The 26,698-nt window shown below is 72.9% G+C and carries 27 protein-coding genes; 15 read left to right on the top strand and 12 right to left on the bottom strand.

Features of this window, described 5'->3' with window-relative positions:
• Positions 1 to 161 precede the first annotated feature (161 nt).
• The 3 genes from OG715_RS12520 (at position 162) to OG715_RS12510 (ending at position 3,650) form a co-directional block, all read left to right on the top strand.
• Positions 162 to 1,442, top strand: a complete 1,281-nt coding sequence (locus tag OG715_RS12520; RefSeq protein ID WP_266268753.1) for an SAV2148 family HEPN domain-containing protein — start codon at positions 162 to 164, stop codon at positions 1,440 to 1,442.
• Between the two features lie 140 nt (positions 1,443 to 1,582).
• Positions 1,583 to 2,836: a Dyp-type peroxidase gene (locus OG715_RS12515; RefSeq protein ID WP_266268752.1), complete on the top strand. Its 1,254-nt coding sequence runs from the start codon at positions 1,583 to 1,585 to the stop codon at positions 2,834 to 2,836.
• A 112-nt stretch (positions 2,837 to 2,948) separates the two neighbouring features.
• Positions 2,949 to 3,650, top strand: a complete 702-nt coding sequence (locus OG715_RS12510; protein ID WP_266268750.1) for an exonuclease domain-containing protein — start codon at positions 2,949 to 2,951, stop codon at positions 3,648 to 3,650.
• Here the strand turns inward: OG715_RS12510 and OG715_RS12505 are convergent.
• From OG715_RS12505 to OG715_RS12495, 3 genes are all read right to left on the bottom strand, one after another.
• Positions 3,622 to 4,494 (bottom strand): DUF3592 domain-containing protein, encoded by an 873-nt coding sequence (locus OG715_RS12505; protein WP_266268749.1) that lies wholly within the window; start codon positions 4,492 to 4,494, stop codon positions 3,622 to 3,624. The two genes, OG715_RS12510 and OG715_RS12505, sit on opposite strands and share 29 nt — an antisense overlap.
• A 121-nt stretch (positions 4,495 to 4,615) precedes the next feature.
• Positions 4,616 to 5,509 carry a phosphotransferase enzyme family protein gene (locus OG715_RS12500; RefSeq protein ID WP_266268748.1) on the bottom strand — a complete coding sequence of 298 codons (894 nt, stop codon included), beginning with the start codon at positions 5,507 to 5,509 and terminating at the stop codon, positions 4,616 to 4,618.
• 131 nt (positions 5,510 to 5,640) lie between these two features.
• Positions 5,641 to 7,914 carry an MMPL family transporter gene (locus OG715_RS12495; RefSeq protein WP_266271652.1) on the bottom strand — a complete coding sequence of 758 codons (2,274 nt, stop codon included), beginning with the start codon at positions 7,912 to 7,914 and terminating at the stop codon, positions 5,641 to 5,643.
• A gap of 601 nt (positions 7,915 to 8,515) precedes the next feature.
• On the opposite strand from OG715_RS12495, the gene OG715_RS12490 reads away from it, so the two are divergent.
• The 8 genes from OG715_RS12490 (at position 8,516) to OG715_RS12455 (ending at position 16,823) form a co-directional block, all read left to right on the top strand.
• Positions 8,516 to 10,657 carry an MMPL family transporter gene (locus tag OG715_RS12490; protein WP_323182117.1) on the top strand — a complete coding sequence of 714 codons (2,142 nt, stop codon included), beginning with the start codon at positions 8,516 to 8,518 and terminating at the stop codon, positions 10,655 to 10,657.
• 299 nt (positions 10,658 to 10,956) lie between these two features.
• On the top strand, positions 10,957 to 11,163 hold the full coding sequence (locus OG715_RS12485) for a cold-shock protein (protein ID WP_030391310.1): 207 nt from the start codon (positions 10,957 to 10,959) through the stop codon (positions 11,161 to 11,163).
• Positions 11,164 to 11,320: 157 nt separating this feature from the next.
• Positions 11,321 to 12,997, top strand: coding sequence for a DEAD/DEAH box helicase (locus tag OG715_RS12480; RefSeq protein ID WP_266268746.1), 1,677 nt, complete (start codon positions 11,321 to 11,323; stop codon positions 12,995 to 12,997).
• 211 nt (positions 12,998 to 13,208) lie between these two features.
• Positions 13,209 to 13,733 carry an RICIN domain-containing protein gene (locus OG715_RS12475; protein WP_266268745.1) on the top strand — a complete coding sequence of 175 codons (525 nt, stop codon included), beginning with the start codon at positions 13,209 to 13,211 and terminating at the stop codon, positions 13,731 to 13,733.
• A 330-nt stretch (positions 13,734 to 14,063) separates the two neighbouring features.
• Positions 14,064 to 14,789 (top strand): ricin-type beta-trefoil lectin domain protein, encoded by a 726-nt coding sequence (locus tag OG715_RS42395; RefSeq protein WP_407660969.1) that lies wholly within the window; start codon positions 14,064 to 14,066, stop codon positions 14,787 to 14,789.
• Positions 14,790 to 14,834: 45 nt separating this feature from the next.
• A complete protein-coding gene (locus tag OG715_RS12465; protein WP_266268744.1) occupies positions 14,835 to 15,599 on the top strand; it encodes a ricin-type beta-trefoil lectin domain protein in 765 nt (254 codons plus the stop codon).
• A 42-nt stretch (positions 15,600 to 15,641) separates the two neighbouring features.
• The gene (locus tag OG715_RS12460; RefSeq protein ID WP_266268743.1) at positions 15,642 to 16,403 is read left to right on the top strand and encodes a ricin-type beta-trefoil lectin domain protein; all 762 of its coding nucleotides are present in this window, start codon (positions 15,642 to 15,644) and stop codon (positions 16,401 to 16,403) included.
• A 42-nt stretch (positions 16,404 to 16,445) separates the two neighbouring features.
• A complete protein-coding gene (locus tag OG715_RS12455) occupies positions 16,446 to 16,823 on the top strand; it encodes a hypothetical protein (RefSeq protein ID WP_266268741.1) in 378 nt (125 codons plus the stop codon).
• Positions 16,824 to 16,906: 83 nt separating this feature from the next.
• Here the strand turns inward: OG715_RS12455 and OG715_RS12450 are convergent, their stop codons facing one another.
• The gene (locus tag OG715_RS12450; RefSeq protein ID WP_266268740.1) at positions 16,907 to 17,521 is read right to left on the bottom strand and encodes a TetR/AcrR family transcriptional regulator; all 615 of its coding nucleotides are present in this window, start codon (positions 17,519 to 17,521) and stop codon (positions 16,907 to 16,909) included.
• Positions 17,522 to 17,665: 144 nt separating this feature from the next.
• Between OG715_RS12450 and OG715_RS12445 the strand changes: the two genes are divergently transcribed.
• The 4 genes from OG715_RS12445 (at position 17,666) to OG715_RS12430 (ending at position 19,361) form a co-directional block, all read left to right on the top strand.
• The gene (locus OG715_RS12445; protein ID WP_266268739.1) at positions 17,666 to 18,334 is read left to right on the top strand and encodes an FMN-dependent NADH-azoreductase; all 669 of its coding nucleotides are present in this window, start codon (positions 17,666 to 17,668) and stop codon (positions 18,332 to 18,334) included.
• Positions 18,335 to 18,339: 5 nt separating this feature from the next.
• A complete protein-coding gene (locus OG715_RS12440; RefSeq protein ID WP_266268738.1) occupies positions 18,340 to 18,660 on the top strand; it encodes a DMT family transporter in 321 nt (106 codons plus the stop codon).
• Positions 18,661 to 18,732: 72 nt separating this feature from the next.
• A complete protein-coding gene (locus OG715_RS12435) occupies positions 18,733 to 18,954 on the top strand; it encodes a type II toxin-antitoxin system VapB family antitoxin (RefSeq protein WP_266268737.1) in 222 nt (73 codons plus the stop codon).
• Positions 18,951 to 19,361: a PIN domain-containing protein gene (locus tag OG715_RS12430; RefSeq protein ID WP_266268735.1), complete on the top strand. Its 411-nt coding sequence runs from the start codon at positions 18,951 to 18,953 to the stop codon at positions 19,359 to 19,361. The genes OG715_RS12435 and OG715_RS12430 overlap by 4 nt, the downstream gene beginning before the upstream one ends.
• A 7-nt stretch (positions 19,362 to 19,368) precedes the next feature.
• Here OG715_RS12430 and OG715_RS12425 read toward each other — a convergent pair whose 3' ends face one another.
• The 8 genes from OG715_RS12425 to cysC all read right to left on the bottom strand — a co-directional run bounded on the left by OG715_RS12425 (position 19,369) and on the right by cysC (position 26,640).
• Positions 19,369 to 19,596: a hypothetical protein gene (locus OG715_RS12425; protein WP_266268734.1), complete on the bottom strand. Its 228-nt coding sequence runs from the start codon at positions 19,594 to 19,596 to the stop codon at positions 19,369 to 19,371.
• Positions 19,597 to 19,637: 41 nt separating this feature from the next.
• Positions 19,638 to 20,438, bottom strand: coding sequence for a sirohydrochlorin chelatase (locus OG715_RS12420; protein WP_266268733.1), 801 nt, complete (start codon positions 20,436 to 20,438; stop codon positions 19,638 to 19,640).
• Positions 20,439 to 20,449: 11 nt separating this feature from the next.
• On the bottom strand, positions 20,450 to 21,361 hold the full coding sequence (locus OG715_RS12415) for an ABC transporter permease (protein WP_266268732.1): 912 nt from the start codon (positions 21,359 to 21,361) through the stop codon (positions 20,450 to 20,452).
• Positions 21,348 to 22,151, bottom strand: a complete 804-nt coding sequence (locus OG715_RS12410) for an ABC transporter ATP-binding protein (protein ID WP_266268731.1) — start codon at positions 22,149 to 22,151, stop codon at positions 21,348 to 21,350. The genes OG715_RS12415 and OG715_RS12410 overlap by 14 nt, the downstream gene beginning before the upstream one ends.
• 162 nt (positions 22,152 to 22,313) lie before the next feature.
• Positions 22,314 to 23,495 carry an aliphatic sulfonate ABC transporter substrate-binding protein gene (locus OG715_RS12405; RefSeq protein ID WP_266268730.1) on the bottom strand — a complete coding sequence of 394 codons (1,182 nt, stop codon included), beginning with the start codon at positions 23,493 to 23,495 and terminating at the stop codon, positions 22,314 to 22,316.
• Positions 23,496 to 23,750: 255 nt separating this feature from the next.
• Positions 23,751 to 25,088, bottom strand: a complete 1,338-nt coding sequence (locus OG715_RS12400; RefSeq protein WP_266268728.1) for a sulfate adenylyltransferase subunit 1 — start codon at positions 25,086 to 25,088, stop codon at positions 23,751 to 23,753.
• Positions 25,088 to 26,044 (bottom strand): sulfate adenylyltransferase subunit CysD, encoded by a 957-nt coding sequence (gene cysD, locus OG715_RS12395; protein WP_266268727.1) that lies wholly within the window; start codon positions 26,042 to 26,044, stop codon positions 25,088 to 25,090. The genes OG715_RS12400 and cysD overlap by 1 nt, the downstream gene beginning before the upstream one ends.
• On the bottom strand, positions 26,041 to 26,640 hold the full coding sequence (cysC, locus tag OG715_RS12390) for an adenylyl-sulfate kinase (RefSeq protein WP_266268726.1): 600 nt from the start codon (positions 26,638 to 26,640) through the stop codon (positions 26,041 to 26,043). Before cysC ends, cysD begins: the two co-directional genes overlap by 4 nt.
• Between the last annotated feature and the right edge of the window lie 58 nt (positions 26,641 to 26,698).

The raw sequence follows: 26,698 nt of genomic DNA, 5'->3' as shown, positions 1-26,698 counted from the left end.
CGAACCGTCGGCGAACCGGCGGTGCGTCGGCGGTGCGCCGGCCGGTCCTCGGGTCGTCCGGTGCGCGGCCGTCCGACCGGTCGGACGGCAGGCAGACAGACAGGCAGACAGCTCCGAGCGGCCCCGGCCGGCGCTCACGACAGGAACCAGGTGAGGTGCGCATGGTGTTCCCCGCCGGCGGTCGTGGCGGTGGGCCCGGCGGCCCCGACCGTGGCGGCGCCCGCAGCGAGGCGCCGACGGTGGTCATGCGCCCCGCCCTGACCGGCGGGCGCTCGCTCGTCCCCGCCCAGGGCGGGCCGGTCGAGGTCCCCGCGCTCGCCTGGTCCGGCGCCGAGTGGGAGGACGCCTACCAGCGGGTCAGGCTGTCCGGCCGCGCCTACGTCTGGCTCAACCTGGTCGAGCAGCGGCTCCGCTCCCTCGTCGACGAGGTGCTGCACCCGATCTACGCGCCCGCCCACGGCGAGGACTGGGTCACCGCCGCGGCCGGACCGGCCGGCGAGGAGTGGGCGCACCGGGCCGGCGCCGTCCGCGAGGTCAGCCGCCGCAAGGGCTACCTGCTCGACCCGGCCGACGACGACCCGCTGGTCTTCCTCACCCTGCCGCAGCTGCGCGAACTGATGGTCCAGCACTGGCCCTGCTTCGAGCCGTACCTGGCCGACCGCCGGGAGATCGAGCTGGCCCTCGACGAGCTGGAGGTCGCCCGGCACGTCGTCTCCCGCAACCGCGTCCTCACCCCGACCGTCCTCGCCCAGGCCGAACGGGCCGCCGCCCGGCTGCTCGCCCTGCTCGACGGCGGCACCGGGGCGGTGCCCGCGGACGTGGTCGAGTCCCTGGTCGCCGGCCGCTACGCGGACGTCGTCGCCGTCCACCCCGACCGGGTACGGCTCCAGCGGGACCTGCCGGTCGAGGACCTCCTCGACGGCGCCCGGCGGCTCGACGCGCTCGGCATCGGTCTCGGCATGCTCTGCCAGAACTACACCGGCAAGCGGCTGGTCCGGCTCGCCACCGAGGGCTGCCGGGTCCGGCTGCTCTTCCTCAACCCGGCCAGCAGCGCCGTCCGCCGCCGGGAGCGCGAACTCGGGCTCGGACGCGGCGAGCTGGGCCGCTCCATCCAGATGAACATCCTGCACGTCCGCCGGGTCCGCGCCGCGCTGCGCGACCAGGGCGGCTTCGAGATCCGGGTGTTCGACGAGACCCCGAGGTTCACCGCCTACCTGGTCGAGGGCACCCCGTCGGGCGCGACCGCCCCCGGCGGCCGGCGGCAGGTCCGCGACCTCGGCGTCGTCCAGCCGTACCTGCGCCGCGCCCGGGGCATGGAATCGCCCGCCCTGGTCCTGCGCGGCGGCGCCGGCCAGGAGCCCGGCGGCACCGACCCCGGACTGCTGGAGGTCTACCGCGAGGAGTTCGAGGGCATCTGGGCGGACTCCCGCCCGGTCTCCTGAGCCCTCCTCTCCCGCGTCCCTCTTCCGGGCGGCGAGCGGAGGCGGGGCGACGCGGGCGTTGCTAGCGTCGGGTCCATGATCAGCGGCCCGGCTCCGGGCCCGCCCGCCCCCGTGCTCAGCCGCCCCCGGAAGGCCCGCCGTTGACCAGTCAGTACACGAGCGAGCCGGGCGCCACCGCCTCCTCGCGCCGCAGCTTCGTCCGTACCGCGCTCGGCGCCGGAGCCGCCGGAGCCCTCGCCCTCGGCACCGCGGGCCCCGCCCCGGGCGCACCCGCCGCCACCGCCGGGCGGATCCCCTTCCACGGCATCCACCAGGCCGGCATCCTCAACCCGCCCCCCGGCTACGGCACCTTCCTCGCCCTCGACGTCCACGTCAACGACCGCGCCGCACTGGCCGCCCTGCTGCGCACCCTCACCGACCGGATCCGCTTCCTCACCGACGGCGGCACCCCGCCCGACCTCGGCCCCGGCGCGGCGCCCGCCGACAGCGGAACCCTCGGCCCCGCCGCCCTCCCCACCGACGACCTCACCGTCACCGTCGGCGTCGGCGCCTCCCTCTTCGACGCCCGCTACGGCCTCGCCGACGCCCGCCCCGCCGGGCTCACCGCGATGCGCACCTTCCCCAACGACGGCCTGCGCCCCGCCGAGTGCCACGGCGACCTCTCCCTCCAGGTCTGCGCCACCAGCCGGGACACCGTCCAGCACGCGATCCGCGACCTGCTGCGCGCCACCAGCAAGTCGCTCAGCCCGCGCTGGCAGCTCGACGGCTACCAGAACCGCGCCCGCCCCGCCGGAGCCGCCCGCAACCTGCTCGGCTTCAAGGACGGCATCCAGAACCCCGACACCGGCTCCGCCCCGCAGATGGACGCCCTGGTCTGGGTCGGCGCCGACGCCGGCGGACCGGCCTGGGCCGTCGGCGGCACCTACCAGGTGATCCGCGCCATCCGCACCCTGGTCGTCCCGTGGGACGAACTGCCCCTGCGCGAGCAGGAGCGGATCATCGGCCGCCGCAAGTCCGACGGCGCCCCGCTCGGCCGCACCAAGGAGGGCGACACCCCCGACTACACCCAGGACCCGAACGGCGCCGTGATCGCCCTCGACTCCCACATCCGCCTCGCCAACCCCCGCACCGACGCCACCCGCGCCGACCGCATCCTGCGCCGCGCCTTCAACTACGACCGGGGCCTCGACGCGGGCGGCGTCCCCGAACTCGGCCTCGCCTTCTGCTGCTACCAGCGCGACATCGCCCGCCAGTTCGAGACCGTCCAGACCCGCCTGATCGACGAACCCCTCGCCCGCTTCCTCCGCCCCACCGGCGGCGGCTACTTCTACGTCCTCCCCGGCGCCCAGGACCCCACCGACTGGCTCGGCCGCACCCTCCTCGCCCCGGCCTAGCCGGGGACCGGGGCGCGCACCGGGCGCCCGGGGACGGACCCAGGGGCCGGATTGTCGGAGGGGCGGGTGATGATAGGGGCTGTTCGAGTGGAGGACGGAAGGACGCATTCCTATGAGCTGGTGGCAGCAGCCACTGGTCGGCTTCGACCTGGAGACCACGGGTACCGACCCGGCCGTGGACCGGATTGTCACGGCCGCCCTCGTGGACACCGTCGGGGACCGCCGGCTGGATGCCACCGGGTGGCTGCTCGACCCGGGGGTGCCGATCCCCGCCGAGGCGGCGGCGATCCACGGGATCGGGGACGACCTGGCGCGGGCCAAGGGGCGGCCCGCCAAGGAGGCGGTGGACGAGATAGCCGCCGCGCTGTGCGCGCGGCTCGCCGAGGGGCGGGCGGTGGTGGCGTTCAACGCCCCGTTCGACCTCTCGATGCTCGACGCCGAGCTGCGCCGGCACGGGCTGCCGGCGTTGGCCGAGCGGCTCGGCGGGCCGGTCGTGCCGGTGCTCGACGCCCTGGTGATCGACCGCGCGGTGGACAAGTACCGCAAGGGCTCACGGACCCTGCAGCGGGTCTGCGAGGTGTACGGCGTCGAGCTGACCGACGCCCACGAGGCGGGCAGTGACGCCCTCGCCGCCGTCCGGGTCGCGGTCGCCCTCGCCGAGCGCTACCCCGAGCAGGTCGGCGCCGTCCCGGTGGCCGAGCTCCACGCCCGTCAGATCGACTGGCACCGGGCCTGGGCCGAGGACCTCCAGGCCTGGCTGCGCCGCGCCAAGGACCCGGAGGCGGTCATAGACCCCCGCTGGCCCCTGCGCTGAGCCCGGTCCGCAGCAGCAGGGCCTTGGCGGCGGCGAACTCGGCGGCGTCTAGGGAGCCCTCGCGGTGCAGGGCGGCGAGGCGTTCGAGGGCGCTGACCACGTCGCCGTCCCGAGGGGAGGCCGTGGGGGTGGCGAAGGTGACGCGGAGGTTCTCCGGATCGGCGGGGTGGTAGCGGACTTCGGCCCGGTCGCCGATCCTCGGGGGGAAGTGCAGCGGGAAGGTGTCGACGGTGGTGGCCGTGCGGTCGGCGCCGTCGGCGGTGCGGAATCCGACGGTGACGCGCAGCTCGGGGTCGTCGTTGTCGGTCGCCCCGGTGGTGGCGACATGGGTGATCAGGGCCGGGACGGTGATGCCCTCCCGTTCCAGCCGGTCCTGCTGTTCGGCCGCCAGCCGGTGGGCGCGCCAGCGGCGGGCGCCGTGCCGGTCCAGGGCGGCGGTGAGCAGGGCGAGCGGGAGGACGGGCGCGAGCAGCCAGGAGTGCGGGGCACCGTTGGCGAGGGACGCGCCCAGCAGGCCGACGGCCAGGCAGCCGAGCAGGACGCCCCGGTCGGAGGTGGCCGAGGGCTCGGTGGTGGGGGCGTCGCCGTGGGCGGTGCTGGCGGCGGCCACCAGGGTGGCCGGCCAGAGCAGAATGCCGGCGACGAGCAGGCCGACGGTGGGCAGTGCGGCGCAGTGCCGTTCGGCCCCGCAGGCGTCGGTGGCGAACACCCGGACGAGGCCGGTGGCGGTGAGCCATCCGGCGGCCGCGGTGAAGGGGGCGGTCACCAGGAGTCCGACGACCCGTGCGCGGCCGAGGCGGGGGCCGGGACCGGTGGCGGGGCGGCTGTCGGTGTCGGTGGCCATGGCGCGGAGTCTAGGGCCTACCGGTGAACGGGCGTACGGGAGTTCCGGCGTACGGGCGGCCGTCGGCGCGGCCGCCCGTACGCGGCAGGAGCGGGTAGCGGAGCGGGTCTTGGAGCGGGTGTCAGAACGGGTACCAGCGCACGTCGGTGGCGCCCGTCCGCAGCGAGTCGACCCGGCGCCGGAACTCGGCCAGGGCCGCCGGGTTGCCCGGGGCCTGCTGGGCGACCCAGGAGGCGCTGGCCGTCTCCCTGGCCCCGCGCAGCACCGCGAAGCCGGGCCACTCGCGCACGTCCCAGCCGTACGCCCCGGTGAACTCCCGGTAGTCCTCGTCCGGCACGCCGTACCGGTCGTGGCTGAGTGCGAGCACCACCAGGTCGTGCTCGCGCAGGTCGTGCGCGACGAACTCCAGGTCGAGCAGGACGGGCCCGTCCGGGCCGACGTGGACGTTGCGCGGCAGCGCGTCGCCGTGGATCACTCCGGTCGGCAGGTGCGGGACGAGCTCGGCCGCCGCGGTGGTGAAGGAGTCCCGGCGGTCGCGCAGGAAGTCGACGTCGGCCGGGTCGACGTGGCCCTCGGCGGAGGCGAGCCAGCGTTCGACGGGGGAGAGCAGGTCGCGGCGGCCGAGGGCGAACGGCGGGTCGGGCAGCCGGTGCACGGCGTGCAGGAGCGGGGCGAGGTCCACCGGGCGGGCGGGCCGCTCGGCGGGGGCGAGCCGGTGCCAGAAGGTGACCGGGTGACCGTCGGCGAGCCTCGGTCCGTCCGGCACCGCGTCGTAGGGGCGGACCACCGGGACGTCGTGGCCGGCCAGCCAGTCGGCGACGGCGAGTTCCCGGCGGGCCCGGTCGCGCAGTTCGGGCGCGCGGCCGACCTTGGCGACCACGGCCGGGTCGCCGAGGTCGAAGACGGCGTTCTCGCCGAGGGCGAGCAGCCGGGCGTCGGCCGGGTCGGGCAGGCCGGCGGACTCGCAGGCACGGGCGAGCAGCAGCCGCGCCCGCCCCTCGTCGAAGCGGAGCATGGGGGTCGGTTTCCTTCGTGACAGCCGGGTGAGGACGGGCGATCATTCTGGCAAACGGGTGCCGGGCCCCGCGCGACGCGGGGCCCGGCGGGTGTCCGGGGTCTGCGGGCCCGGGGCCCGGCGGGGAAGGGTCAGACCCCGATCCGGCGGTGCCGGGCCTGCGGGACGTGCGGTTCGGCGGCGGTGGTGGCACCGGCGCCGGTGGCGGCCGGGGCGAGCGGGGCGCCCGTCCCGAGCGGCGGGACGGTCTCGGTGTGGGAGAAGTCGGGCAGCCAGGCGAGCCAGCGCGGCAGGTACCAGTTGCGCTCGTCGAGCAGGGTCATCACCGAGGGCAGCAGCACCGCGCGGATGATCGTCGCGTCGATCAGCACCGCGACCGCGAGGCCGACGCCCATCTGCTTCATGGCCTGCATGGAGAGGGTGCCGAAGACCGCGAAGACCGCCACCATGATCACGGCCGCGCTGGTGACCACCCCGGCCGTGGAGCGGATGCCGTGGGCGATCGCGGCCCGGGTGGGCAGGCCCCGGTCGCGGCCCTCCTTGATCCGGGAGACCACGAAGACGTGGTAGTCCATCGAGAGGCCGAAGAGGATCACGAAGAGGAACAGCGGCACCCAGGACTCGACCGCGCCGACGCCCGCGGTGCCGAGCAGCGAGGCCCCGACGCCGTGCTGGAAGACCAGGGTCAGCACCCCGTACGCGGCGCCGACCGAGAGCAGGTTGAGCACCACGGCGGTGCCGGCGACGGCCAGCGAGCGGAAGGAGGTGAGCATGAGCAGGAAGGCGAAGGCCACCACGAAGCCGAAGACCACCGGCATCGAGCCGGTCATCTTGGCGTTGAAGTCGTAGGAGCCGGCGGTGCGGCCGGTGACCGGGGCCTCGGTGCCGGGCACCGTGAGCACGGTGGCGGGCACGAGGTCCTCGCGCAGGGTGCGCAGGGCGGCGTTGCTGACCGAGTCGTTGCCGCTGCCGTTGAGCGGGATGTCGACGGTGGCGACGTTCTGCTCGGGGTGGACGGTGACGTCGACCGGTCCGTGCATCCGGCCGGAGGCCAGGGCGCGGGCCTTGAGGTCGGCGATCGCGGCGGTCATCGCGGGGGAGTCGATGTCGGTGGCCTTGATCACCACGGAGGCGGGCGCGGGGCTGCCGGGGAAGGCCGCCTCGATCTTCTGCGAGACGGCGACCAGCTCGTTGCCCTTCGGCAACTGCTGCTGGAAGGTCAGGTTGGCGGTGTGCATGGTGAGGAGCGGCGCGGCCAGGCCGATCAGGACGGCGCCGGACAGGGCGGCGGCGGCCAGCGGGCGGCGCAGCACCGGGGTGAGCACGGCGTTCCAGAACCGGCCGCCGGTGGTGGCGGCGTCGGGGCGGCGGAGCCGGTGGAGGATGGGCACCCGGCCCTTGTCGACCCGGTCGCCGAGCATCGAGAGCAGTGCGGGCAGCACGGTGAGCGAGCCGAGCACGGCGGTGACGACGACCACGATGGTGGCGTACGCCATGGCCTTGAACTCGGCGATGCCGGTGAGGAACATGCCGGCCATGGCGATCACCACGGTGACGCCGGAGACCAGCACGGCCCGGCCGCTGGTGGCGGCGGCGATCCGCAGCGCGGTGTCGAGGTCGCGTCCGGCGGCCCGCTCCTCGCGTTCGCGGCGCAGGTAGAAGAGGCAGTAGTCGACGCCGACGGCGAGGCCGACCAGCAGCATCACCGAGCTGGCGCTGTTGCTGGTGTGCAGGATCCCGCTGCTGAGGGCGACGAGTCCGCCGGCCGCGACGAAGGCGGTGATCGCGAGCAGGACGGGCAGGACGGCGGCGACCAGCGCGCCGAAGGCGACCAGCAGGATGCCGAGGGCGAGGGGGACGGCCGTCCACTCGGCGCGGGCGAAGTCGTCGGCGAACTGCTCGTCCATCCACTTGCCTGAGCTGGCGTCGCCGAGTTCCACCACGGTGAGGTCGGGGTGCTGCTTCTGGACGGCGGCGACGGCGTCGACCACGGCGCCGACGTTCGCGGTGGCCTCCTCGTGGTCGCCCCGCACGGTGAGCTGGACGAGCGCGGAGCGGCCGTCGGCGGAGACGGCCTTGGTGTCGTAGGGGGAGCGGACGTCGGTGGCCCTGCCGGTGGCGTTGACCCCGGCGATCACCTGGTCGACGACGGCGCGGAAGGCGGGGGCGTCGGCGGTCCGGTCGGTGCTCTGGATCAGGACGGTCTCGGTGGAGGGGGACTTGAGTCCGGCCCGGTCGAGGATCTGGGCGGCCCGGGAGACCTGGCCGGGCATCGCCTCGGCCTCGTCGACCTGGGTGCTGCCGTGCAGGCCGCCGAGGAAGGTGGCGAGGACGACGAACAGCAGCCAGCCGAAGACGGCGGTCTTTCTGTGCCGGGCGCTCCAGGCGCCCATGGCGGCGGCCATGCCGGGCTTGGTCTTCACGGTTCCCCCTGGAAGAGCGGCCGGCGCCGGTGGCGGGCGCGGGCCGGGTGTACGGCGGTGGTCGGCCGCCGGAGTGGGGCGCCGGGTGCGGTCCGGCGTCGTGATCGACACTAGGGAAGCGGTTGCTGACGGGGTATCCGGCTGGCGGGGGAGTGCTCCCTGTGGTCTTCCTCGGGGGTGGGGTGGGGTTTTCCCTACCCCGCAACCCTGATGTCTCCTCCTGGGGGCAGGGGAGCAAGCTCCACCCTGAGGGGGAGCCGTCTCCACCCCGAGTACGAGGGCAAGCCGGTCCTCCGCACGCGAAAATGGCTCGGGGACACTTTGCGGCGTCCCTGAGGGGGTCGGACTGCGGCAACGGGGTCACGGGGAAAACTGCTTGCCGGTCGGCTAGCAAGTGACCGTAGGATGAGTCCCTCTGAGTACTTACCTGCCGACCGGCTAGACCTGTGCCCCGCACAAGTCGGGCCGATCCGATCCGTCGCCCGACGTCCCGTCCCCCGAGGGCTGCGGTGAACCATGCCCAGGAGGCATCACGAGCATGTTCCACCGACTAGGACATTTTGTCGTCCGCCGTGCCTGGTGGGTGATCGCGGCGTGGGTCGTCGCGATGATCGCCATCGCCGTCTCGGCCCCGAAGATCACGGCCCAGACCGACGAGGCCGCATTCCTCCCCAAGCACTACGAGTCCATCCAGGCCGCGCAGTTGCAGGAGCAGGCGTTCCCGGCGAGCTTCACGCCCTCCGCGCTCGCCCTGTTCGAGCGCAACGACGGCGCCCCGCTGACGGCCGCCGACAAGGCCGCCGTGGCGAAGATCGTCCAGGGCCTCACCGACAAGAAGATCGAGCACGTCGAGCAGGTCGTCCCGGTCAGCGACCAGACGACCTCCAAGGACGGCAAGTACGCGCTGGCGCCGATCGCCATCGACAAGACGACCCAGAACTCGGAGAAGTTCGGCGAGGTCGCCAAGTCGGTCCGTGACGAGGGCAAGAAGCTCGCCGAGGGCACCGACCTGAAGTACCAGCTCGGCGGCCAGGCCGCCCAGCAGCTGGACCAGAAGGAGTCCTCCGGCGCGGCCGACGCCGTCATCGCCATCAGCAGCGTCGTCCTGGTCGCGATCATCGTCGGCCTGATCTTCCGCAGCGTGCTGGCCGGCCTCCTGCCGGTGCTGCTCTCGCTGATGATCGCGATGCCGACCGCGAACGGCCTGATCGCCTACGCCACCAAGGCGTTCGACCTGAAGTCCACCCCGGTGCTGTCGGCGATCCTCATCGTCGTCGTGCTCGGTGTCGGCACCGACTACTTCCTGTTCCTCGCCTTCCGCTACCGAGAGCGGCTGCGGGCGGGCGACACCCGGCAGGAGGCCGTGGTCAACGCCGTCGCCCGGGTCGGCGAGGCCATCGCCTCCGCGGCCGGCGCGGTCACCGTCGCCTTCGCGGTGCTGATCCTCTCCAGCCTCGGCATGTTCAAGGCGCTCGGCCCGGCGCTGGCCATCGCGGTCGTCGTCACCGCCTTCTCCTCGCTCACCCTGGTCCCGGCCGTGCTCGCGGTCATCCCGGCCCGCGGGGTGTTCTGGCCCGGCAAGAAGTGGATGCGCGAGCCGAGCGACGCCCGGTTCGCCGCCCTCGGCCGCGTCGTCGAGAAGCGGCCGGCCCTGGTGGCCGTCGCCTCCGGCGGTGTGCTGCTGGCCCTGACCGCCGGCGCCCTCGGCTACAACGGCACCTTCGACCTCGCGGGCAGCTCCATGCCCAAGACCGCGGAGTCGATGGTCGTCCAGGACAAGCTGGTCAACGGCTTCTCGGCCGGTGCCGCGGACCCGACGCACGTCTACCTGACGGTCGACGGCGGGGGGAAGCTCGACCAGAGCTCGTTCGCCGGCTACGCCGCCAAGCTCGGTGCCGTCCCCGGCGTCTCCGAGGCCGCCGCGACGCCGCAGCTCAGCAAGGACGGTGCGACGGCGGACTTCACCGTGCTCCTCAAGCACGAGCCGTCCAGCAACGACGCGATCGACACGGTCACCGAGCTGCGCAAGGTCGCCCACGCCGAGGCGCCGTCCGGCACCGACGCGAAGGTCGGCGGCATCAGCGCGATCTACAAGGACATCAACCTGGCGATGTCCCACGACTACAAGCTGGTGTTCCCGATAGCGGGTCTGCTGATCCTGCTGATCCTGGCCCTCCAGCTGCGCAGCGTGGTCGCCCCCTGGTACCTGATGGCCTCGGTGGGCCTCGGCTTCACCGCGACCCTCGGCTCCTCGACCCTGCTGTTCCAGAACATCAAGGGCGAGCACGGCATGATGTTCATGCTGCCGATCCTGATCTACCTCTTCGTGGTGGCGATCGGGACCGACTACAACATCCTGATCATCGCCCGACTGCGCGAGGAGGCCCGCGCGGGCCGCTCCCCGCGCGAGGCGGCCCGTGAGGCCGTGCGCCACGGCGGCCCGACCGTCGCGGCGGCCGGCTTCATCCTGGCGGTGTCGTTCGCGACCTTCATGCTCGCGGGCAACATCTTCATGCTGGAGTTCGGCTTCGGCATGGCCTTCGGCATCGCGCTGGCGGCCTTCGTGATGGCGATGTTCTTCACTCCGGCGCTCACCGCGCTGGTCGGCAAGGCGGCCTGGTGGCCCGGTCACGGCGGCGACGCCACCGGTGGCCACGGCGAGGCCGTTCCGGCGGCGGGCGCGCCCAGCGCCCACGGTCTGCCGGAGTCGGCCGGGCGGCGCTGACCGCCTTTCCGACCAGCGCTGACACGGACGGCGCCCGCCTCACGGCGGGCGCCGTTTGCCCGTTCCGCCGATCCGGCAAACGTGATCTGTGCGGCAGAAACTCCCCGGTCAATCGGGGTGCGGACGTGCTAGAGTCGTATCAGTTGCAGTTTTGGTTCCCATGAACGTATGTGTGCGCCTGCTGGTACCAACCAACAGGCGCATTTGTTTTGTCCGGTGTTTCAGCCTCCGGATGGGGATCGCGGCTACTTGGGGTCCACGAGGTGTGGGCTCCGATGCCCCAGTTAGAGGAGACGGTTATGGCTACCGGCACCGTGAAGTGGTTCAACAGCGAAAAGGGCTTCGGCTTCATCGAGCAGGAGACTGGCGGCCCGGACGTGTTCGCCCACTACTCGAACATCACGGCTCAGGGTTTCCGTGAGCTGCTCGAGGGCCAGAAGGTCGAGTTCGACGTCACCCAGGGCCAGAAGGGCCCGCAGGCCGAGAACATCCGCGTCATCGGCTGACGTCAGCCTCCGCTGACGCGCGATTTCGCGTAGCGAGGGCCCGCACCGCACGGTGCGGGCCCTCGCTCATGCCGCCGAACGGCCGGGGCGGCGAACTCCTTTCCGACGGCCGGACCAGCCCCTCACCCGGGGCTGTCACGCTTTGGACGGAGATCCTGTGACCACCCCTGCCCAGCCGCACCGCGACGGCGGCCGTTCCCGCAAGCCCCGCACCGGCGCCCCCCGCACCGGCGGCGCCCCGCGTACCGGTGCCCCGCGCACCGGCGCCTCCTCCCGGCCCCCGCGCCGCAACGCCCCCCGGGTCGCCGAGCCGGCCGACTTCGCCGTGGTCGAGGGCACCCCGGCCCGCCCGCCGGCGGCGAGCTTCGCCGAGCTGGAGCTCCCCAAGGGCATCCTGAGCACGCTGACCCGCCAGGGCGTCACCGAGCCGTTCCCGATCCAGGCCGCCACTCTCCCCGACTCGATCGCCGGGCGCGACGTGCTCGGCCGCGGCCGCACCGGCTCCGGAAAGACCCTCGCCTTCGGCCTGTCGCTGCTCGCGCGCACCGCCGGCCGCCGGGCCGACGCCCGCCACCCGCTGGCGCTGGTGCTGACGCCCACCCGCGAGCTGGCCCAGCAGGTCACCGAGGCCCTCACCCCGTACGCCACCGCCGTCAACCTGCGGATCGCCACCGTCGTCGGCGGCATGTCGATCACCCGGCAGGCCAACGCGGTGCGACGCGGCGCCGAGGTCCTGGTCGCCACCCCCGGCCGACTGGACGACCTGATCGGGCGCGGCGACGTCAACCTCTCCGATGTCGCGATCACGGTGCTCGACGAGGCCGACCAGATGGCCGACATGGGCTTCCTGCCGCAGGTCACCAAGCTGCTGGAGCAGGTCGCCGAGGGCGGGCAGCGGATGCTGTTCTCCGCCACCCTGGACCGCAACGTCGACCGGCTGGTCAAGCGCTTCCTGACCGACCCGGTGACCCACTCCGTGGACCCCTCGGCCGGCGCGGTCACCACCATGGACCACCACCTGCTCCAGCTGGACCCGGCGGACAAGGCGTCCACCACCGCCCACATCGCCTCCCGCGAGGGGCGCGTGATCATGTTCGTGCACACCAAGCACGGCGCGGACCGGCTCGCCAAGCAGCTGCTGGCCAACGGCGTGAAGGCCGCCGCCCTGCACGGCGGCAAGTCCCAGCCGCAGCGCAACCGGGTGCTCGACCAGTTCCGCGACGGGCACGTCACCGCGCTGATCGCCACCAACGTCGCCGCCCGCGGCATCCACATCGACGGCCTCGACCTGGTCGTCAACGTCGACCCGCCGATCGACCACAAGGACTACCTGCACCGCGGCGGCCGCACCGCCCGGGCCGGCGAGTCCGGCACCGTCGTCACGCTCGTCCTGCCGGACCAGCGGCGCGAGGTCAGCCGGCTGCTGACGGTGGCCGGGATCCGTCCCACCACCACGAAGATCCGCCCGGGCGACGTCGAGCTCACCCGGATCACCGGTGCCCGCACCCCGAGCGGCGTGCCGGTCACCGTGGCCGTGCCCGCCCCGGCCGCTCCGGTCCAGGCCGCCGCGGAGGGTGGGAGCGCCGGGAAGAACGGCTCCCCGCGCCGACGCTCCGGCAAGCGCTCCGGGCTGCCGACCGACGTCGACATGAACGGCAACCCGCGTCGGCCCCGGCCCAAGCAGCGCACCGGCGCCGCGGGCGGCGGGCAGGGCGGCGCGTCGCGCCAGGCGGCCGGCTTCATCGGCCGCTCCTCCGGGCGGGCGAAGCCGGGCAGCGGCTCCCAGTCCGGCTCCAACTACGGCACCGGCCGCCAGCGCCGCCAGGGCGACTGACCGATCTGCCTTCCGACGGCCCGGCTCCCCTCCGAAGGGGGAGCCGGGCCGTTCGCATGTACCCCCGCAGAGGGAACCTCATGGACCCATATTGACAGTGGACTGTCGACCCCGGAGGCTGACCACCGGGCCGACAATCTGTCGGACCGTCAATGCGGCTGACCGGGGTGGTGGTTGACCCCAGCGGCGAGTCCTGGAAGGGGAGCCCCCGATGCGCCGAATCGCAGTGCCTTTCGTCACCCTGTTACTGGCGGGGGCCGTCACTCTGGTCGCCCCCGTCGCGGCCGCGGCGGCTCCGCCGCACTCGGGCGTGCCGTCCGGAGCGGCTGCCGGCGACCTGCCCGGGCCGTACATCCAGGGGCCGCTCGTGGGGTATCTCGACAAGTGCGTGACGGCGAGGATCCACTCGCTCGCGTACTGGTACAACGCGCTGTACTACCCGTGCAGCGGCGCCGCGGACCAGGTCGTCAAGCAAGCGGTCGGCGGGACGCTCGAGTACAAGGGGCTCTGCATGATGCCCGAACCCGAGCGCTGGCGACGCGAGACACCGGTGGTGTTCGACGACTGCCTCGGCGGCTCGAACGAGCAGTGGGAGTTCCGGGACGACGGCACGATCCGCAACGCCTGGACCAACCTCTGCCTCGACGTTCCGCGTGCCAGCAGTCAGGACGGCATCCGGCTGATCCTCTGGGACTGCGTCGGCGGCGTCAACCAGCGGTGGCGCATCGCCGTCTGACGACCGGCGACCACAGACCGGTCCGCACGTCCTCCGGCGTCCTCGCCCCGTTCTCCGAACGCCCAGCGCAACTCCGGCTCCGCACGCGCGGCCGCGGGCCGGTGGTTTCCGGACGGATCGTCCGGGGCCCCGGCCTGCTGCCGTTCCCGCGCATCCGTTCGTACCGCTGCCCGTCCGTGGACGGACCGTTGGCGTGATCACTTCCCCGCGATGTTGACCGTGGCCGTACATCGCCCCGAAGCTTCACGCGGCCCCCACAACCGGTACACCGTCATCACGGTTCCCGGTCGGAGGGCTGACCGGTTCATCGTCTTCGGAAGGACCTTCCCGATGCGTCGTACCGCCGCGCTCCTCGGCGCTGCCGCCCTGCTGGGCGGAGCCGCCGCCCTCGCCACGCCCGCCACCGCCGCCCCGGCCGCGGCCAACTGCTACTCCTACTCCGGAGGCTGGAACGCCTACGGCGTCTGCAACGGCAGCGACCCGCTCCAGGGCTGGTACGTCACCGTCACCTGCCAGTCCTGGAACGCCAACCACACCGTGCCGTTCTACCGCACCGCCATCGGCGGCCTGGTGTTCGGGGACGGCACCTCGGTCGCCTCCTGCGGGATCAACGACACCCTGAGCTTCCCGAACATCGTCTACGCCGGCCGCCTCCCCACCCAGCCCGCCGGTCCGGTCGGCCCGATCACCGGCTACGCGGACAAGTGCGTGGACGTGAAGGGTGCCAGCGGCGCCGACCGCACCCCCGTCCAGATCTACGACTGCAACGGCACCAACGCCCAGCAGTGGAAGATCGCGGTGGACGGCACCGTCCGGGCCTTCAACAAGTGCCTGGACGTCACCGGTGCGGGCACGGCCAACGGCACCAAGGTCCAGCTGTACACCTGCAACGGCACCGGCGCCCAGCAGTGGCAGGTCCGCGCGGACGGCTCGATCCTCAACCCGGTGTCCGGCCGCTGCCTGGACGACCTGGGCTTCTCCACGGAGAACGGCAACCAGCTCGGCATCTGGGACTGCAACGGCGCCGCCAACCAGGTCTGGCACGTCCCCGCCTGACGCGCCGTTCCCCCCGCCCCCTCGTCACCACCCAGGAGCTTCCCCGTGCGTCGTACCACCACCGTGCTCGCCACCGCCCTGCTCGCCGGAGCCGCCGCGCTCCTCACCGCGCCCGCCACCGCGAGTGCCGCCGGGAGTGCCCCGGCCGCCGCCGGTACCGCTGCGGCACCGGCCGCCCTGACCGCCGGCAGCTGTACCGTCACCCGGGCCGGCCTCGGCTTCCTCGGCACCTGTACGGACATCGACCCCATGCAGACCTGGCGGGTCGCCGGCACCTGCCAGACCATCGGCACCAACGGGATCCCCGTGTACTCGGCGGCCAACAGCAGCTGGGTCACCGGCAACACCCGCGCCACCGCCACCTGTTTCGGCACCGCGATGCCGCAGTCCGGCTGGATCGTCGCCGGTCCCGCCGTCCCGGCCGGCCCGGTGGGGCAGATCAGCGGCTACGCGAACAAGTGCGTGGACGTGCGCGGCGGCATCAACGGCAACAGCACCCCGGTCCAGATCTGGGACTGCCTGGGCAACGCCGCCCAGACCTGGAAGGTCGGTACCGACGGCACCGTCCGCGCTTTCGGCAAGTGCCTGGACGTGCAGGGCGGCAACACCGGCAACGCGACCCTGGTGCAGATCTACGACTGCAACGGCACCGGCGCCCAGCAGTGGCAGGCCCGGGCGGACGGCTCGCTGCTCAACCCGCAGTCCGGCCGCTGCCTGGACGACCTGGGCTACTCGACCACCAACGGCAACCAGCTCGGCATCTGGGACTGCAACGGCGCCGCCAACCAGGTGTGGCACCTGCCGGTCTGACGTGCCGTCGCCCTGTCTCCACTACCCCCTAGGAGTCTCCCCGTGCGTCGTATCGCCGCCATGTTCGCCACCGCCCTGCTCGCGGGAGCCGCCGCGCTGACCGCGCCCGCCGCCCAGGCGGCCGGGGGTACCACCCCGCAGGCCGCACCGCCCGCCCCGGTCGCGGCCGCCGCGGCCGCCGACAACTGCTCGCTGCGCTTCTTCACCGTTGGCGTCAACGGAACCTGCACCGGCCTCGACCCGGAGCAGAGCTGGGCCATCACGGGCTGGTGCCAGGAGGTGGTGAACGGCGTCCTGTACACGGAGCCGCTCGTCGGCACTGGCAGCACCACCGGTGACGGCACCGCGGGGGCGTCCTGCCTCCAGGGCGGGAATGTGGCCTTCGCCCAGATCATCTTCGGGCCCAAGCCCCAGCCCGGGCCGTTCGGCCGGATCACCGGGTACGGCGGCAAGTGCGTCGACGTCCGCTACGGCAGCAACGCCAACGGCACCCCGGTGCAGATCTACGACTGCCTGGGCAACGCCGCCCAGACCTGGAAGATCGCCGCGAACGGCACCATCCACGCGCTCGGCAAGTGCCTGGACGTCCAGGGCGGCAACACCGCCATCGGTACCCCGGTGCAGATCTACGACTGCAACGGCGGCGGCGCCCAGCAGTGGCAGGCCCGGGCCGACGGCTCGCTGTTCAACCCGATGTCCGGCCGCTGCCTGGACCTGTTCGCGTACTCCACCTCCAACGCGAGCCCGATCGTGATCTGGGACTGCAACGGCGCCGCCAACCAGGTCTGGCACCTGCCGGCCTGACGTGCCGCCGCCCTTTCCCCACTACCCCCTAGGAGTCTCCCCGTGCGTCGTACCGTCGCCATGCTCGCCACCGCCCTGCTCGCCGGGGCCGCCGCGCTGACCGCTCCCGCCGCCAATGCCGCCGGGAGCGGCCCGCAGGTCACGCCGCCCGCGCCGGTCGCGGACGCCGTGGCCGCCGAGAACTGCTCGCTCTCCGGCCGGATCACCGCCGTTGTCGGGACCTGTACGGGCCTCGATCCGCGGCAGACCTGGGGTATCTCGGGCTATTGCCAGGAATTCGTGAACGGCTTCCCTGTCATCGAGCCGCTCTGGACTGCTGGGCCGGGCACCGGTGACGGCACCATCTTCGCCTCCTGCATCTACGGCGGGTGGGTGGCCTCCGCTCGGATCGTCTTCGGACCCAAGCCCCTGGCCGGCTAGACCGGCCCGGTACCACCCCGCCCGGCTCCGGGACTGTGACGGCTGTGCCGACCAGGTCCGGCGCCTGCCGGTCCGACCTCCGCTCAGCCCTGGCCCAGGGCGCCGCGGGCCAGGGCGGCGAGGCCGGCCGTGATCCGTTCCGGAGTGATGCCCCGCTCCCGCTGGTGGCGGAACAGTTCGGGGGCGAGCGGGGCGAGCAGCTGGTCGGCCAGGACCTCCGGGTCCGGCCGGCCGGCCTCGCGCACCAGGTGGGCTACGTGCAGCCGCCAGAAGGCGTGGGCGCCGGTCCGGTAGCGGGCCTCGCCGGTCTCGGCGCCGAGCACCAGGTGGACGTGGGTCTCCAGCAGTTCGACCATCGCCGCGTAGAAGGCGGTCAGCCGCTCCGCCGGGGCGGGGCCCGTCCCGGCGGCCGGGTCGCCGGGGCCGAGCGGCGGGTCGCCGCGCAGCAGCCGTTCCTGCAGGGCGCGTTCGTGCTCGTCGAGCAGGGCGCGGGCGATCGAGGCGCGGTCGGGGTAGCGGCGGTAGAGCGTGCCGCGGCCGATGCCGGCGGCCCGGGCGATGTCGTCCATGGTGACGGCGGTCGGGTCGCCGTCCGCGAAGAGCCGCTCGGCGGCGGCCAGCACCTTGGCGCGGTTGCGGGCGGCGTCGGCCCGTTCGCGGGGCGGCGGGCCGTCGGCCATGGGGAGCTCGGTGGTCATGGGGAGCAACGGTAGAACGAAGGCACCTCCAAGGGAAGTGGACACTGTGTCCGCTTCCCTTTATCGTTGGGCGCGTCGACAAGTGGATGCTGTGTCCGCTTAAGTCGGCGGTACCGTCCCGCCCAGACCGCCCGGGAGTTCACCGTGTCCCACCTCCTGCACCTCGACAGCAGCGCGCGCACCGACTCCTTCACCCGCCGCCTCGGCGCCGCCTTCGCGGACGCCTGGAGCGCCGGTGGCGGCGAAGTCACCCACCGCGACCTCGCCGCCGACCCCGTCCCGCCCGTCCGCGAGGGCTGGACCCGGATCTGCGACACCCTCCAGCGCGAGGAGATCACCGACACCGCCCGCTACCCCGAGGCGGTCCGCACCGATCAGGAGCAGGAGGCCTGGGCGGTGGTCCGGCCGCTGCTCGACGAACTCCTCGCGGCCGACGCCGTCCTGGTCGGCGCGCCGATGTACAACTACGGCATCCCGTCCGCGCTCAAGGCCTGGATCGACCAGGTCACCTTCCCCCGGATGGTGCTCGCACCGCGCAAGTTCGTGGTGGTCGCCGCCCGCGGCGGCGCCTACGGCCCGGGCACCCCGCGCGAGCCCTACGACCACAACGGCCGCTACCTGACCGACTTCTTCCGGGGCCACTACGCGGTCGAGGACACCGAGGTGATCGCCGCCGAACTCGTCAACTCCCTGGTCGACCCGGCCCTGGCCGGGCGGCTCGGGCAGCACCGCGAGTCGCTGGCCGACGCGCTGTACCGGGCCGGCGAACTCGGCACCAAGCTGGTCGGCTACCGCATCCCGAGGGGGGACTGAGCGCCGTGCCGTGGCTCTGGCTGCTGCTCGCGGGAGTGGTGGAGGTCGCCTGGGCGCAGTCGATCGAACCGACCCGCGGATTCACCCGCCTCCCGCAGAGCGCCCTGTGCCTCGCCCTCATGCTGGGCGCGGTCTACCTGCTCTCCCGCGCCCTCCAGGACCTCCCGGTCGGCCCCGGCTACGCCGTCTTCACCGGCATCGGCACCGTCGGCACCGTCCTGACCGCCCTCACCGTCCACCACGAGGTCCCGTCCCCGACCACCTTCGCCGGCCTCGCCCTGATCACCGCGGGGCTGGTCACGGTCCACCTGGGCTCTGCGGGCTGAGGGCTGTCGGTGGAGATGTTGATGGAATACAATGGCTTGTACATCGCCAACATCGTTCGCCGGAGGTGCGGGATGTCCGTGACGCAGATCGACATCGACGAAGAGGCGCTGGAACGTGCCATGTCACTGGCCGGGGTCCGAACCAAGAAGGAAGCAGTGAACCTGGCGCTCCGGTACTACGCCGAGCAGCAGGAGCGCGCGGCGCGCATCGGCCGCCACTTCGAACGGGCCCGCCACTGGGGAGCCGTCGAGGATGCGGAGCGTCTGCACCGGACGGAGAAGGACGCCCGGTGATCTACCTGCTCGACACCTCCGCCCTGGTGCGGTTGCTGCGTGACCCGAAACTGCAGACCGCCTGGTACGAGGCGATCGACGCCCAGTCGATCGCCTCGTGCTACCCGCAACGCGCCGAGTTCCTCTACACCGCGCGCGACGGCAGGGAGTACGACGAGATCGCGGAGATGTTCGCGGACCTCTACCCCGACGTATCGGTCCCGAAAGGCGCGGGTCGATGGATCGACACCGTGCAACGCCGGATGGCCCTCGCCGGACAGCACCGGAGCGCCTCCGCGGTCGACCTCATGATCGCCGCGACAGCCGCGCACCACGGGCTCACCGTGCTCCACGACGATGCCGACTACCGGACGGTGGCTCGCCACGCCCCCGATCTCACCGAGCACAACATTCTGGCGCACGATTGACCGGGAACTACTCGTCGACTCCCCTGAGCTCGGACCGGATGGTCTGCTTGGCCTCGGAGCCGAGGTCAGGATCGGCACTCACTCCTATGCCGGTGAAGCTCAGCCGATGGCGTGGCGGAACCTCGCCCTCGTCCACCAGACGGAGGGCGTGGCGGCGGACTTCCTCGGCCTGCTCCGGGTCCAGCCGGTCGATGAGGTCATGGAGCTCGGGGTAGTGGTCGTGGGCGACGCTCATGGCCTCACGGTACTGCCGTTGGGGCTGGGCCCGGGGCCCGTTCAGGCCGTGAGGGCCCGGGGTGTGCCGGTCGCCGTGCGGGTCGCCGCGTGGGCCTCGTCGTAGCGGGTGAGGAGGAGGCGGGCCAGCTCGGGGGTGGGGGCGAGGACGTCGGCGAGGTGGTCGGCGGCGGCCCCGGCGGCTTCGGCGATGCGGTCGGGGAGCAGGCCGGGGGCGAGCAGGTAGGGGGAGACGGCGACCCGTTCGACGGCCGGGGCGCGGCGCAGGGCGGCGACGGCGTCGGGGACGCGGGGCCCGCCGGCGGAGGCGTAGGCGACCTCGACGGCGGCCCAGCCGCGGGTGCGGCGCCATTCGGCGGCGACCGCCCTGGTGGCGGCGTCGGCGGCCGGGTCGGAGGAGCCGGCGGCGGCGAGGACGACACCGGTGCGGTCGCGCGCGGCGGGGGAGGAGAGTTCCGGCGCGGCCTCGGCGAGTCGGCGGTCGAGTGCGGCGAGCAGCAGCGGGGACGGCCCGAGCACGTCCGCGAGCGGCAGGTCGGCGCCGGCGGCGCGGAGGGCGGCGGGGATGTCGTGCTTGGCGTGGAAGGCCCGGTTGAGCAGCAGCGGGACGGCGATCGCGGCGCGGTCGAGCCGGGCGGTGACCTGCGGGATCCGCGGTGCGCAGTGGTCCAGGTAGGCGGTGGCGACGTCCAGGCCGGGGCGCAGCCGGTGCAGCAGGCTGACGAGGGCGGCGACCGCGGCGGCGTGCCGGGGGTCGCGGCTGCCGTGGGCGATCAGCAGCAGGGCGGGGCTGCCCGCCGCCACCGGGGTGGCGGGGGCGGCGGACAGCCGTCGTTCGGTCATGCGGGAGGGCCTTACTTGACGGCGGCCAGCAGGCCGCGGTTGCGCAGGACCCGGCGCTCGACCGGGGTGAAGACCAGCAGTTCGATGGCGATGCCGACGAACAGGATCAGGATGATGCCGAGCAGGACGCCCGCCATGTCGGAGAACTCGCGCTGGTTCTCCAGGAACCGGCCGAGGCCGAGGCCCAGGTCGGGGGAGGAGGCGACGAGTTCGGCGGCCATCAGCGAGCGCCAGGAGAAGGCCCAGCCCTGCTTGAGTCCGGCGAGGTAGCCGGGCAGTGCGGCCGGCAGCAGGATGTGCCGGGCCCCGGCGAGGCCGGTGGCGCCGATGGTGCGGCCGGCCCGCAGGAACAGCGGCGGCACCTGGTCGATGCCGGAGACCAGGCCGTTGGCGATCGAGGGGACGGCGCCGAGCAGGATGACGGCGTACATCATCGAGTCGTTGATGCCGAGCCAGATGACCGCGGCGGGCACCCAGGCGACCGAGGGCAGCGACTGGAGGCCGGAGAGGACCGGGCCGACCGCGGCGCGCACCGGCCTGACCCGGGAGACCAGCAGGCCGATCGGGGTGCCGATGAGCAGTGCGACCACGAAGCCGGACAGTCCGCGCCAGACGCTGGTCCAGATGATCGAGAACAGCGTGCCCTGGTACCAGAGGTCCTCGGCGGCGTTCCAGACGTCGAGCGGGCTGGGGAGCTTGTACGCGGTGGTGACGTGCAGGCTGTAGGCGGCCTGCCAGAGGGCCAGCACCAGGAGGACGCCGAGCAGCGGCGGCAGGACCTTCTGCCGCAGCGTCTCGGCGGTGGAGTTGCGCTGGGTGACGACCGCGTCCAGCGCGTCCAGCCCGGCCTCGACGCCGGCGAAGTCGGCGACGGTACCGCCGTGGCCCGACCCGGCCTTGGTGGTGATGTCAGTGCTGGCCATGGCGGCGGATCTCCCCACGCAGTTCTTCGGTGATCTCGATGGACAGGTCCGCCACGCCGGCGGACTCGATCCGGCGGGGCTGCGGGAGGTCGATCGTCCACTCCTTGGCGACCCGGCCGGGTCGGGAGGAGAGCAGTACCACGCGCTGGGCGAGCCGGACGGCCTCCCGCACGTTGTGGGTGACGAAGAGGACCGACAGCTTCTGTTCGGCCCAGATCCGGGTGATCTCGTTGTGCAGGACGTCGCGGGTGATGGCGTCGAGGGCGGCGAACGGCTCGTCCATGAGCAGCACCTGGCTGCCCTGGGCGAGGGCGCGGGCCAGTGCGACGCGCTGGCGCATGCCGCCGGACAGCTCGTGCACCCGCTTGCCGTAGGAGTCCTGGAGCCGGACGAGTTCGAGCAGGCGCTCGGCCTCGGGGCGGCGTTCGGCGCGGGCCGTGCCGGCGAGCTTGAGGGCGAGTTCGATGTTCTTGCCGGCGGTGAGCCAGGGGAAGAGCGCGTGCTCCTGGAACATCAGCGCGGGGCGTCCGCCGGGGACCTCGATGCTGCCCGCGGTGGGCTTGTCGAGGCCGGCGACCAGGTTGAGCAGGGTGGACTTGCCGCAGCCCGAGGCGCCGAGCAGCGTGACGAACTCGCCCGGGGCGACGTCGAGGGTGATGTCGTCCAGGACGTGGGTCTGTGCGCCGGGGCGGCCGAAGGTCTTGTGCACGTGCGAGATCCGGACGGCGGGGGCACCGTCGAGGGTGCCGACGCCGCCGGCGTCGTTCGAGGTGGTCAGTGCCGGGCTCATTCCGGGCACCTCCTGCGTGATTGGTCTGGCATCTGGCGTCGAGGGAGCGGGGCCGAGGGCCGGGCCCCGCCCGGCCGTGCTCGGGGCATCGAGCGGGCATCGGACGGACGGGCGGGGGCCGGACCTCGGGGTTTCGGGCGCGGTACTGCGGTACGGCGGGCGCTACTTGGCGCCGAGGCCGGCGTCCGCGACGGGGCTCTGCCCCTTCTCCTTCAGCACCTTGTTGAGCAGGGTGAGGTCGTAGATGCCGTTCAGGTTCGGCTTCTTGAGCAGGCCCGCGGTGACCGCGTTGTCCGCCTCGGTCTGCAGGGTGGCGGCCAGCGGGTCGTCCAGGAAGTCGATGTCGGCCCAGGCCGGGTCGAGGATGGCGGGCTCCAGGGCGTTGCCGGCCTCCTTCTTGATCGCCTCGTTGGCGGTGGCCTTGGCCTTGTCCGGGTTGGCCTTGATGTAGGCGTTGGTGGTCACCGAGCCGCGCAGCACGGCCTCGACCACGTCGGGGTGCTCGGCGAGGAACTTCTGCGAGACGATGATGTTGGTGATCACGAACTTCTTGTCCGGCCAGATGTCCTTCTCGTTGAGGAGGACCTTCGCGCCGAGGGTGACCAGCTTGGAGGCGGTCGGCTCGGGCACCCAGGCGGCGTCGATGGAGCCCTGCTTGTAGGCGTCCGGGGTGACCTTGTTGTCGGAGCGGACCACGCTGACGTCGCCGGCGCCGGACTGGGCGTCGACCTTGAAGCCCTTGCCGGCAAGGTAGTTGAGCAGCGCCACGTCCTGGGTGTTGCCCAGCTGCGGGGTGGCGATCTTCTTGCCCTTGAGGTCGTCCAGCGAGGTGATCTTGTCCGGGTTGGCGACCAGCTTGACGCCGCCGGAGGCCGAACCGCCGATGATCTTCAGCGACTTGCCCTCGGACTTGGTGAAGCCGTTGATCGCCGGGGAGGGGCCGATCCAGCCGATGTCGATGGAGCCGGCGTTGAGCGCCTCGATCTCGGCCGGGCCCGCGTTGAAGACCTGGGTCTTGATCTGGGTGGCGCCCAGCTCCTTCTGGAATATGCCGTCCTGGAGGCCGACCAGCGGGGTGCCGTGGGTGAGGTTGGCGAAGTAGCCGATCCGCACGGTGTCGGCGGAGAGCTTGGCCGCGGCGCCGCTGGAGGCGGAATCACCGGCGGGGGCGGCGGTGTTGGTCTTCTTGTCGTCGTTCTTGGAACCGTAGCTGCAGGCGGAGAGCAGCGCGACGGCGGTGAGGCCGGCCACGGCGGCGACGGCGGAGCGTCTGATCCGGCCGGAGAGGGGGCGAGTGGCCGGATGCGGGTCGTGGCCGTGCGACAGTGCCTGGTTCGGTGCCATGGTGAGTCCTGTTCGCGGACGGACCGTCAGGAGGCGGTCTCGGGGCGGAAGTTCGGTCAAGGTTGTGCTTGCGGCACCCGTGCGGGTGCCGGGCAAGCCGGGCCGGCCTGCGGTCGGGGCAGTCGGCCCGGTGACAGGGCGCTTCTCAGCCCTGTCGGCCCGCACATCGCGTCAGCCCGCCCTGGCCGCTGCCGAGGACGCCGCTGCCGATGCGGCCGCCTTCCTTGTCCATGCCCGAGAACGCCTCGCTGGGCATCAGACCCAGTCCTCCTCGTCGGGTTCGCTGTCGGTGGTGCCGGTGGTTGCGAAGGCTTCGCCCGCCATGCCGGCGGTGAGGGTGGTGCCGTCGGCCGGGTCGATCAGCAGGAACGATCCGGTGCGGCGGTTGTCCGTGTAGTCGTCGAGTGCCAGCGGTTCGGCGGTGCGCAGCACCACGTGGCCGATGTCGTTGACGTTCAGGCCGTCGGCGCCGGAGCGCTGTTCGAGGGTGTCGATGTCGATCCGGTAGCTGATGTCCTTGACCAGTGCCCGGACGGTGCGGGTGGTGTGCTTGAGCAGCACCTTGTCGCCGGCCCGCAGTGGACGCTCGTTGAGGTGGCTGACGGTGGCCTCGATGTCCTTGGTGGGGACGGGGGCCGGGCCGGCCGCGATGAGGTCGCCGCGGGAGATGTCGATGTCGTCGGCCAGGCTCACGGTGACCGACTGGGGGGTCCAGGCGATGTCGGTGGCGCGGCCGAGCACGTCGATACCGGTGACGGTGGTGGTGTGGCCGGAGGGCAGCACGGTGACCGGGTCGCCGACCCGCAGCACGCCGGAGGCCAGCTGGCCCGCGTAGCCGCGGTAGTCCGGGTGCTCCTCGGTCTGCGGGCGGATCACGTACTGGACCGGGAAGCGGGTCGGCTCGGCGCTCGGGTCGCTGCCGACCGGGACCGTCTCCAGGTGCTCCAGCAGGGTCGGGCCGCCGTACCAGTCCATGTGCGCGGAGGGCTCGACGACGTTGTCCCCGGCGAGCGCGGAGATCGGGACGGCGAGCACGTCCCCGATGCCGAGCGAGGCCGCGTAGGCGGTGAACTCGGCGGCGGTGGCGGCGAAGACCGGCTCCGCGTAGTCGACCAGGTCCATCTTGTTGACGGCCAGCACGACGTGCGGGACCCGCAGCAGGGCGGCGACGGCGGCGTGCCGGCGGGTCTGCTCGACGACGCCGTTGCGGGCGTCGACCAGGACGACGGCCAGCTCGGCGGTGGAGGCTCCGGTGACCATGTTGCGGGTGTACTGCACGTGCCCGGGGGTGTCGGCGAGGATGAACCGCCGCCGGGGGGTGGCGAAGTAGCGGTAGGCGACGTCGATGGTGATGCCCTGCTCGCGCTCGGCGCGCAGGCCGTCGGTGAGCAGCGCCAGGTCGGGCGTCTCCTGGCCGCGGCTGAGGGAGACGCGCTCGACGGCCTCCAGCTGGTCGGCGAGCACCGACTTGGAGTCGTGCAGCAGCCGGCCGACCAGGGTGGACTTCCCGTCGTCGACGGAGCCGGCGGTGGCGAAGCGCAGCAGCGAGGTGGTGGTGCCGGTCGGGGTGGTGCCGGTCGGGGTGGTGCTCATTAGAAGTATCCCTCGCGCTTGCGGTCTTCCATCGCGGCCTCGGAGAGCTTGTCGTCGGCCCGGGTGGCGCCGCGCTCGGTGAGGCGGCTGGCGGCGATCTCGGCGATGACGGCCCGGATGGTGGCGGCGTCGGAGTCGACGGCGCCGGTGCAGGACATGTCGCCGACGGTGCGGTAGCGGATCAGCCGCCGCTCGACGGGCTCGTCGTCCCTGGGGCCGCCCCACTCGCCGGCGGTCAGCCACATGCCGCCGCGGGCGAAGACGTCGCGCTCGTGGGCGTAGTAGATCTCCGGGAGGTCGATGGACTCGCGCTCGATGTACTGCCAGACGTCCAGCTCGGTCCAGTTGGAGAGGGGGAAGACGCGCACGTGCTCGCCGACGGCGTGCCGGCCGTTGTAGAGCGACCACAGCTCGGGGCGCTGGCGGCGCGGGTCCCAGGCGCCGAACTCGTCGCGCAGGGAGAAGACGCGCTCCTTGGCGCGGGCCTTCTCCTCGTCGCGGCGGCCGCCGCCGAAGACGGCGTCGAAGCGGCCCTTCTCGATGGCGTCGAGCAGGGGGACGGTCTGCAGCGGGTTGCGGGTGCCGTCCGGGCGCTCGCGCAGCCGGCCGTCGTCGATGAAGTCCTGGACCGAGGCGACGTGCAGGCGCAGGTTGTGCTCGGCGGCCACGCGGTCCCGGTAGGCGATGACCTCGGGGAAGTTGTGGCCGGTGTCGACGTGCAGCAGCGAGAACGGGATCGCGGCCGGCCGGAAGGCCTTGAGCGCCAGGTGCAGCATGACGATGGAGTCCTTGCCGCCGGAGAACAGGATCACCGGGCGCTCGAACTCCCCCGCGACCTCGCGGAAGATGTGCACCGACTCGGCCTCCAGCGCGTCCAGGTGGGACAGCGCGAAAGGCCCCCCTGAATTCTGGTCGGGGTCGTCGGTACGGAGCGGGCTGTCCGTCGCGGTGGTCATGCCAGGCCCCTCTCGGTCAGGAAGACGTGCAGCTCGGCGGCGGAGTCGGCCACCTCGCGTCCCTGGGTCTGCAGCCGCAGCTCCGGGTTCTCCGGGGCCTCGTACGGGTCGTCGACGCCGGTCAGGCCGGAGATCTCGCCGGCCGCCTGCTTCGCGTACAGCCCCTTGACGTCGCGCTCGGCGCAGAGCTCGACCGGGGTGGCGACGTGGATCTCCAGGAACGCGGTGCCGTTGGCGGTGTGCCGCTCGCGGACCGCCGCGCGGGAGTCCGCGAACGGCGCGATCACCGGGGCGAGCACCTTGACGCCGTTGGCGGCGAGCTTCTCGGCGACGAAGCCGATCCGGGTGACGTTGGTGTGGCGGTCCTCGCGGCTGAAGCCGAGGCCCTTGGAGAGGAACTCGCGGATCTCGTCGCCGTCCAGGACCTCGACCTTGTGGCCCTCGGCGCGCAGCCGGTCGGCCAGGGCGAAGGCGAGCGTGGTCTTGCCCGCGCTCGGGAGCCCGGTCAGCCACACGGTGGCGCCGCGCTCGCAGGGGTCGGCCGCGGGGGCCGCCTCTGCGGCTCCGGCGGCGGCCGGGGTGTCGGCTGTGGTCACGGTGGAAGTCCTTAGAACGGGGGTTCGACGGTGGGTCTGTGGGGTTCTGCCGGGTGCA

The organism is Kitasatospora purpeofusca (assembly GCF_036010405.1).
In the GTDB taxonomy this organism is placed as follows: domain Bacteria; phylum Actinomycetota; class Actinomycetes; order Streptomycetales; family Streptomycetaceae; genus Kitasatospora; species Kitasatospora purpeofusca.
The sequence above is the reverse complement of the archived record's forward strand: the minus strand, read 5'-3'. Positions and strand labels throughout refer to the sequence as shown.